Raw genomic sequence first — 8,719 nt, 5'->3', positions numbered from 1 at the left:
GCCGCTCGCGCCCGGCGTGCCGGCGGGCTTCGCGCCGGGCGCGGCGGCTGCGACCGCCCCGGCACCGGTACCGCCGGTGCTGTCGGAACCGCCGGTCAGACCGCCGGAGGAGCCGCCGGTGAGGCCGGAACCGGACGAGGAGTCGCCGGTCGTACCGTCACCGGAACCGGTACCGCCGGTGGTGCCGGCACCGTCCCCGGAGCCGGAGGACGTGGTGCCCCCGTTGCCGCTCGTGCCCTCGCCGCCCTCGGCCGGCGCAGTCGTCGGGGCGACCTGGTTGCCGGGCAGCTTGCCGTCCTGCGTCTCCACGTGCTTGGCGGCGTCCTGCGCCTGCTGGCGCTGGGCGCCGGTCAGCGCGAGGAAGCCGGCCGCCAGCTTGCCGGCCTCGAAGCCGTACACCTGGCCGCTGGTCGTCACCGTCCTCAGGAACTGGGAGACCGCCCCCGCCTTGGCCTGCGACAGGCCCTGGGTGGGCACCATCGCGTACTGCACGGTGGTCAGCGGGTAGGCCCGCTGGTCCCGCGAGAACGCCGTGTCGGCCACGCCGTACGGCAGCTGCTGCACGCCGGTGGCCGGGTCGGTCGGCATGTCCGTCACCGCGGCCTGGAAGCCGGTGGTGTCCGGCGAGACGAACTGTCCGGCCGGGTTGAGCAGTTGGGCCTCGGGCAGGGAGAAGGCCTTCGCCTGGCCGGAGTCCATGATGGTGAACAGCGTCCGCTCGCCCTTCTGCATGGCGGGGCAGGCGGCGTGGGTGCCGTCACCGGAGACCGTCGCGACGGTGCAGTTGGGCGTGTTCTGCAGGAGCTTGCGCGCCATGTCGCCCAGCCCCATCGTGTTCGGGTTCCACTCGTACTGCTTCCACCGGTCGAACGGGTCCTTGGTGGCCCCGACGATGCCCGAGGAGTCCTGCCGGATGAAGGACTCGACCGGGTACCCGGAGAAGGCGGGACGCAGGTAGTAGGTGTTCACGTGCATGCCCCACGGGTCCGCCTCGCCGTCCAGGAACCGCACGGCGTCCGGATCCGACGCGATCCACGAGGTCAGCTGGTACACCAGGTCCGTGGTACCGCCGACCACCGTCGGGCTGGAGTTGCCGGTGTTGCAGAAACCCGGCCAGGCCAGGCCGGAAGCCGGGGGCAGGGGGTTCAGCTTCTGGAACTCCGGGTCCGCGAAGACGCAGACCGGATTGCCCCGCACGGAGGCGATGTCAGCACCGTCCGGGGCGTAGGACTGGGTGAGCATCTTGACCAGCAGCCGCGCGTTGAGCCTCATGTCACGGATCTGCCGGCCCGACTTCGGATCGTCCACCACGAAGACCACCGAGATGCCGCTCGTCGCCAGTGGCGCGTAGACGTACGGCCTCGGCGGTGCCTGCCGGTCCGGCCTGGCGGTCAGTGCGATGTCCTTCCGGCCGCCGAGGAAGTCCTCCCTGGCCTGCGGTTCACCACCGGCCGAGCTGTACTGCAGCGCGAGCGGCGCCTCGCCCAGGCAGAGGCCGGCCCGCCACTGCTGCATGGCCCGGTTCGCCATCTCCAGACCGGCCAGCGTCATGTCGGCGGTCCGCTCCTTGCACGCGGCCGGCGTGGGCGCGAACTCCAGCGGGATGGCGATGTGGTTGTCCCACGCGCACTGCTCGCTGGTCGCCATGTTGTTCCAGACGTTGAGCCTGGCGTTGACGTTGTCGCTCGCCGTGGGGGCGAAGTCGCTGTACACGTCGGAGTCGTGGTTGTTGCAGTCGACGTCGCCCGCCGGGTTCCAGGTCGCGATGCTGTCCCCGCCGTAGTTCGGCACGACCACGATCGAACACTTGTGGTCGGCGTCGCAGCCCAGCGTCGGGCTCTGCACCGACGTCCAGACCTCGATGTTCGCGACCCCCGAACCGTCCGGGCCGGTCGGAGCGATGACCATGTTGCTCACGGAGAAGTCCGGCGTGGTCAGACCCGCCTCCGGCTTCTTCTGGTTGAAGCCCTTCGCCGGGTCCGCGTTGTACAGCGTGCTCCCGTAGCAGTCCGTGATCTTGGGGTCGTCACCCCGGCACTGGTAGACCCGGACCGGGTAACTGGCGTTGGGGTCGAGGACGGGCGTCAGCGTCACCGGTGAGCCGTAGGGGTCCACGGTCGGGGTGAACCCGGTCCAGGACACCTGGACGACCTGGTTGGTCAGGTTCTTCGTCTGGGAGACGGTGATGCTGCCGTTGTCCCCCTTCGACTGGGTCGCCGGGATCCAGATCTTCGGGCCCTTCACCGTCTTGGCGGACCCGGTCGCCGCGGTGGCCGGTGGCACCGCGCCCAGGCCGATCGGCACCACGCCGAGCGCGACCACCACCGACCACACCGACGCGATCGCCGGCAGCCGGCGTCTCCACCCCCCCGGTTCTCTCCGGACGGGCAATCGGACTCTCATGACGGGCACCTCCGTGCGGATCCGCGCCGCCGGGTGCGCGGCGCGAGGGGGATCGGGCTGCGGGCGCGACCGGCGATTCCGGTACACGTCCATTCGGCCCGCCGCACATGGCCGGATCCGGTCGCCCACGTGTACGAGGGCACAACGCGGCGACTCCGTGCCGGAATTGGGCGATCCACACGGGGAGGCCCGCACCTGACGGCGCGGGCCTCTCGGGGTCGGACGGCGTCAGCCGTTGACCGTCAGGGAGAAGGAGCCCACGGACTGGCCGTCGGTGAAGAACGTGGTGTTCAGCTTGGTGTCCAGGTACTGGGCGCCCACGGCGTCCACCGTGAAGTCGGACGCGTTGAGCGTCTGGGTGGTTCCGGTCTTCGCGGTCTGCAGCACGCCGGCCGGCGCCAGCAGCTCGACCGGCGCGGTGCCGCCCTCCGGCACGCCGGTGAGCCGCCAGCTGTCGGCGCTGAACGCGAGCTGCTTGAAGCGCACGCTCCTGCCGGTGAAGTAGTCGATGAACAGCAGGCTGCCGCCCAGCTGCACCTCGCCGTAGTAGCCCACGAGGTTGACCGAACCGCCGGCCACCGGGAAGGAGACCTTGAGGCCGTCGGCCGAGCTGTAGGAGACACCCGCGTCCGGCAGCGGGAGGACCACCACACCGTTCTGCGCCGCGGAGGACACGAAGGCGGTGCTCACGGTCGCCACGGCGTTGCCGGTGGGCGCGGCCGGCGCGGTGTCGGCGGCGGCCGCACCACTCAGACCGGTCACGGCGAGGGCGACCGCGACGCTGCCGGCCAGCAGCCGGGCGGAAGTACGGGACATGCTGAACTCCTTGGGAGAGGAATCGAGTTGGTGCTGGTGGAACACCGGTCGGACGGCCGGCGGCCACGGGCGCGAGGCCCGTGGCCGCCGGGTGGTGCGGGGTGGTTCAGCTCTGGACGAAGGAACCGCAGGCCGGGGTGACCAGGAAGCCGTAGCTCTTGAGGTCGGCCTTGGCGGTCGCGTTGGTGCAGATCCAGCCGGTGGGGCCGAAGATCGCGCGCAGCGCGGTGCCGTGGGCGTCGGTGGCGGTCCACTCGGTGTCCCGGACGGCGTTGTAGACCACGCGGCCGAAGGGGGAGTTGGCGAAGGCGGCGTTGATGACGCCGTTCGCCACCGGGGCGACCGGGTTGGCGCCGAGGACGACGCTGCGCAGGGTCAGGTTGCCCGGGGCGTCGGTCGCGGTGCCGTGACCGCCGACCGTCTGGCCGAGGTACTTGGCGACGGAGTAGGGGAAGATCACGTTCGGGTCGCCCAGGCGGCTGTCGGTGCCCTCGTTCTCCTCCGGACCGTCCTGCACGCAGGTGCCCAGGGTCGGGTTGCCGATCGCGCTCAGGAAGAACGCGCGGGTGCCGGAGTTGGCCTGCGGCAGGAAGGGCAGGATGTTGGTGGCCGGCTTGGTCGGGTCGATCTGGTTCCAGGTACGGGCGGCCGGGTCGCACTGGTAGATGGCCTTGAGCTGTGCCGCGGACAGCGCCGCCGGGGCGTTGCCGTTCACCTGGGCGGACCAGGTCACCGCGTCCTTGGCGAGCGCGACGAAGTCGAGGCCGTGGGCGTCGGTGGCCGCCGGGCCGCGCGAGGAGCGGGCGAAGTCGACCGTGGCGGAGGTGTTGACCGCCAGGGCCTTGACGCCGGCGCCGGAGCCGTTCGGGCGGTCGATCGAGGTGGCACCGGTCTTGGTGGTGATCGGCGAGGTGCCGGTCGCGTCCCAGCTGTACAGACGGGGGGCGTTCGGGTCGGTCAGCGAGGCGTTGTAGTCGACCGACAGCTGGTTCAGCACCGACTGGGTGGTGTCGGAGCCGACACCCACGATGTCGATGGCGCGGGGGGTGACACCGGTGGCCGGGTCGGCGACGGCGGTGCCGCCGGCGACGGTGGCGACGGAGGTCGCCAGCGCGGCGACGGTGAGCAGCTTGGCAGCGGTCTTACGCATGTTCCTCTTCCTCCGGGGGAGAGACGTACATCGCGTGAACCCGTACTCCGGTCGGGAGTTCGGAGCCGGTGGCCGCGTCCGCTGCGGCCTCGCCGGCAGTGCCGATCCTGTCCGGCGGGGAGGTACCGCCGGAAGAGAGGTCGAGTCCGGCCGGGGAATGTCGACTCATCGGTTCAGTGAGGTTTAGGTACTGGTCAGCGTGCACGCGACAGGGGCACTACCGGGTCTCCGAGCCCGGTCGACGTTCTTCTCCAGGAGGCTGCTCGGGGTGTTGCCGGAAACCCGTCCTTCACCGGAACTGCACGGACGGAGATCCGGTGGAGGCGCCGCGTCCGGACATGCCGGCACGACGGCCCGTCACCGACGGACCGTCATCGATTCGGTTCCCCACAGCGACCGGCGACCGCGGTTGCCTACAGCGGCCGGCGGCCGTCCCGCCCGGACCGCCGCAACTCCTGCCCCACCCACTGCAGTCCGGCCAGGAACCCCTCGACCCCCGCCTGGCACTGGTCCCGCCGCAGGTACCCCCGCGCGCTGCGGGCGACCGGAACGGCGTCGGCCGCCCCCGGCCGGGTGCTGCGCACCGGCAGGTAGGCGGCCCAGACCCACTGACGCCCTTCGGACTGCCCGACCGAACACCGCAGCGCGGCCCGTTCGATCAGCAACTCCCGGACGGACTCGGCGAGTTCGTCCTCACTTCGGTAGGTCCGCACACCGACTCCGAGCGGCCGCCCGTTGGCGGCCCGCAGCGCCCAGCCGAGGCAGCGGTCGGCCGCCGGCACGATCAGCAGCCGCGGACCGCGCCGCTCAGCGGCCATCGCCGCGTCTCAACGGCATTGCGGGCTCGGGGAGTTCACGTGTCGGCTGCTTGGAGAGCAGCACCACGAACCGGCGGAAGGCGTTCTGGCAGGTCGCGTACCGCTCGTACGCGCGGCTGGAGCGCACCTCGGGGAGACCGCGCGAGCCCGGGACGACCCAGATCCAGCCGATGCCCTCCCGCACATGGGTGATCCGCGCGGTGAGTTCGGCCGCCACGGCACGCAGGCCGTCGAAGCCCCGCTCGGCCTCGCCGACCGTCTCGAACGCGGCCGACGTGATCGCGACCACCCGCCCGTTGGGCGCCTTCAGTTGCCAGCGGTAGCGCCCGTCCGCCGCCCGTTCGGCGCGGAACCCCCCTCGACTTGCCCCTGCTGCGGTGTGACCGCGGCCGGCAGCGTTCACTGCCCCCTCCGTCCGGTTGCCCTCCGGATTCCCCTCCGAGCGGAGCAAAGCTATGTGTGCACACAGAGGCCCCGAAAGCCCAGAACGTTCACAACTTGCGCTGTTGGTCGGGAAGTTCTCTCTCGTTTAACTTTCACGCTTCCCTGATCGGGAACCGATCGGAAACCGACCCGGAACGCTCAGAGCCGGGCCGTCCAGCGCACCATCGTCCCCTTCCTGTACGGCCCGCTCTCGTGCCAGGCGTCGCCGCCGAGCGCCTCGGCGCGCCGGGTGAGGTTGAGCAGGCCGCTGCGCCGGCCGCCCTCCGGGATGCCCACCCCGTCGTCGGTCACGGTGAGCAGCACGCCGGGCCGCCCACCCTGGTCCAGCGACTCCGGGTCACCGCCCACCGGGCGGCCGTCCTCACCCAGGCGGGTGGTCGCGTCGATCTCCACGCCGACCCGGGAGGCGCGCGCGTGCCGGGCCGTGTTGGAGAGCATCTCGCGCAGTGCGGCCAGCAGTTGACGGCCGGTCTTCTCGCCGACCATGCTCTCCACCGGCCCGACGAAGCTCACCGAGGGCTTGAAGCCGAGCGCGGCCGCGGCCTGGCTGGCCTCCCGCAGCACCCGGGTGCGCAGGGTGTCCGGCGCGTCGCCGTGGTTGTCGTGCTGGAGGGCGTAGATGGTGGTGCGGACCTCCTGGATGGTGGCGTCCAGCTCGTCCACCGCCTTGCCGATGCCGGTCTTCACCTCGGGGACGACCGCCCGCCGGGCGGCGCTCTCCAGCATCATCCCGGTGGCGAACAGCCGCTGGATCACCAGGTCGTGGAGGTCCCGGGCGATCCGGTCGCGGTCCTGGAAGACGGCCAGGCGCTGCTGGTCGCGCTGGCCCTCGGCGAGCCGCAGGGCGAGCGCGGCCTGCGAGGCGAAGGTCTGGGCGAGCTGCCTCTCGCTGTCGGTGAACGGCAGCGCTCCGCGCGGGCGCCAGACGCAGAGCCCGCCGAGCACCCGCCCGGCGGCGACCATCGGCACGGCCATGGACGGGCCGAAGCGGCGGGCGAGCCGCATCACCACGGTCGGGTCGCTGGACATGTCGTCCAGGTAGACGCTCTCCCCCGCGAGCAGTCGGGCCGCGAAGCTCTCCCTGGGCAGCAACTCGCCGCGGACGAACTCGGCCAGCTCGCCGGAGGCGTGCGCGACCCGCATCTGGCCGTCTCCCTCGCCGCCCTCCGGACCGGTCGGCAGCAGGATCATGCCGATCGCGGCGTCCGCCAACTCCCGTACCTGTTCGGCCGCGACGGTCAGCGCGGCCTCGGCCTGCTCGGCGGAGAGCAGGGCGGTGGCGACGGCGGCGGCGCCGGCGATCCAGCGTTCGCGGCGGCGGCCCTCCTCGTACAGCCGGGAGTTCTCGATGGCCACGCCGGCCGCCGCGGCGAGCGCGTGCACCACCTGTTCGTCCTCGGGGGTGAAGGCGCCGCCGCCCTTCTTCTCGGTGAGGTAGAGGTTGCCGAACACCTCCGCGCGGATCCGGATCGGCACGCCCAGGAAGGTCCTCATCTGCGGGTGGTCCGGCGGGAACCCGGAGGAGCGCGGGTCGGCGCCGAGGTCGGTCAGCCGCAGCGGTTCGGGGCGGTCGATGAGGGCGCCGAGGATGCCCCGGCCGGCGGGCAGTTCGCCGATCGCGGCGGCGGTCTCGTCGTCGACCCCGACGTGGATGAAGTCGGCCAGGCCGGTGCCGCCGGGGGCGATCACGCCGAGCGCCGCGTACCGGGCGTCGACCAGTTCGGCCGCGCCCATGGCGATCCGGTGCAGGGTGGCGTGCAGGTCCAGCCCGGCCCCGATCGAGACCACCGCCTCCAGCAGCCGCTGCATCCGGTCGGTGACCGCGGCGGCCGACTGCAGGCGCTCGGCGACCTCGGTGACCAGGGTGTCCAGTCCGAGCGAGGCGATCTCGGGCACCCGATGGGGTGTCGGCTCGGGTGTGGCCTCGGGGAGGTCCGGCGTGGGGTCCATGAAGAAAGCCTACGTTTGTACGCTTTTCAGCCGAAGGGCAGCGCGATCGGCGGCGCGTGATCAGCGGCCCACCGGCTCCAGCAGCCCGTCCGCCTCCCGCTCCCGCTGCCACATCGCGTGCAGCCGCCCGTCCGGGTCGGCCACCAACTCCGACCAGCGGCCCCGCTCGGCCACCCGCCCGCCGTCCAGCACCAGCACCTCGTCCACCGTGGCGTCGTCCAGCCCGGCCAGCCGGTGGGTGATCAGCACGGTGGTGCGGCCCTCGGTGGCGGCCAGCAGGTCGGCCGTCAGGGCGTCGGCGGTGGGCAGGTCGAGGTGCTCGGCGGGCTCGTCCAGGACCAGCACGGGGAAGTCCGCGAGCAGCGCCCGGGCGAGCGCGAGTCGCTGGCGCTGGCCGCCGGAGAGCCGGGCGCCGTGCTCGCCGACCATGGTGTCCAGGCCGTCCGGCAGGCTCTCGGTCCACTCCAGCAGCCGGGCGGCGGCCAGCGCGGCGCGCAGCTCGCCCTCCTCCGCTCCCGGCCGGGCCAGCCGCAGGTTCTCCCGCAGCGAGCTGTCGAAGACGTGGGCGTCCTGGGCGCAGAGCCCGATCACCCGGCGGACGGACTCGCCCGCCAGCGCGCGGCTGTCCACGGCCTGCGGACGGCCGTCGGCGAACCTCACCGTCCCGGCGCTCGGCTCCAGGAAGCGCAGCAGCGCCTGGGCGAGGGTGGTCTTGCCGGAGCCGGACGGACCGACCACGGCGATCCGGCGGCCGGCGGCGAGGTCGAGGTCCACGCCGGCGAGCGCGTCCACCGTCTGCCCGGGGTGCCGCACGGTCAGCCCGCGCACCGCGACGGGCAGCGGCTGACCGGGGAGCTCCGCCGGTTCGGCCGGCTCCGTCACCGGCGAGGGGGCGTTCAGTACCTCGTCCAGCCGGGCCTGCGCGGCGCGGCTGCGCTGGCGGGCCTGGACGGCGAGCGGCATCCCGGTGACGGCCTCGAAGGCGGCCAGCGGGGTCAGCACCACCACCGCCAGGCAGACCGGCGCCAGTGCCCCGTCGCGCACCCCCTGGACGCCGACGGCGGCCGCGGCGGCCACGGTCAGGCCGGTGAGCAGCGCGATCAGCCCGGTGCCGAGCGCCGTGGTGGCGGCTGAGCGG

The 8,719-nt window shown here is 72.7% G+C and carries 6 protein-coding genes and 1 pseudogene; all 7 read right to left on the bottom strand.

The window, feature by feature from the left end:
• A pseudogene (locus KS423_RS30650) lies at window positions 1–2,325 on the bottom strand (hypothetical protein); the annotation flags it as partial.
• Between the two features lie 306 nt (window positions 2,326–2,631).
• Window positions 2,632–3,219: a hypothetical protein gene (locus KS423_RS30645; RefSeq protein ID WP_224283032.1), complete on the bottom strand. Its 588-nt coding sequence runs from the start codon at window positions 3,217–3,219 to the stop codon at window positions 2,632–2,634.
• Window positions 3,220–3,325: 106 nt separating this feature from the next.
• The gene (locus KS423_RS30640; protein WP_224283031.1) at window positions 3,326–4,369 is read right to left on the bottom strand and encodes a substrate-binding domain-containing protein; all 1,044 of its coding nucleotides are present in this window, start codon (window positions 4,367–4,369) and stop codon (window positions 3,326–3,328) included.
• 413 nt (window positions 4,370–4,782) lie between these two features.
• The gene (locus KS423_RS30635) at window positions 4,783–5,187 is read right to left on the bottom strand and encodes a hypothetical protein (protein WP_224283030.1); all 405 of its coding nucleotides are present in this window, start codon (window positions 5,185–5,187) and stop codon (window positions 4,783–4,785) included.
• Window positions 5,177–5,590 carry a DUF1508 domain-containing protein gene (locus KS423_RS30630; RefSeq protein ID WP_224283029.1) on the bottom strand — a complete coding sequence of 138 codons (414 nt, stop codon included), beginning with the start codon at window positions 5,588–5,590 and terminating at the stop codon, window positions 5,177–5,179. The genes KS423_RS30635 and KS423_RS30630 overlap by 11 nt, the downstream gene beginning before the upstream one ends.
• Window positions 5,591–5,769: 179 nt before the next feature.
• On the bottom strand, window positions 5,770–7,581 hold the full coding sequence (locus tag KS423_RS30625; protein ID WP_224283028.1) for a GAF domain-containing sensor histidine kinase: 1,812 nt from the start codon (window positions 7,579–7,581) through the stop codon (window positions 5,770–5,772).
• A gap of 60 nt (window positions 7,582–7,641) precedes the next feature.
• A partial coding sequence (cydC, locus tag KS423_RS30620; RefSeq protein ID WP_224283027.1) for a thiol reductant ABC exporter subunit CydC occupies window positions 7,642–8,719 on the bottom strand: 1,078 nt, incomplete at its 5' end.

It is taken from the genome of Streptomyces sp. LS1784 (assembly GCF_020103755.1).
Lineage (GTDB): Bacteria > Actinomycetota > Actinomycetes > Streptomycetales > Streptomycetaceae > Kitasatospora.
This window is presented reverse-complemented; position numbering and strand designations above follow the sequence as displayed.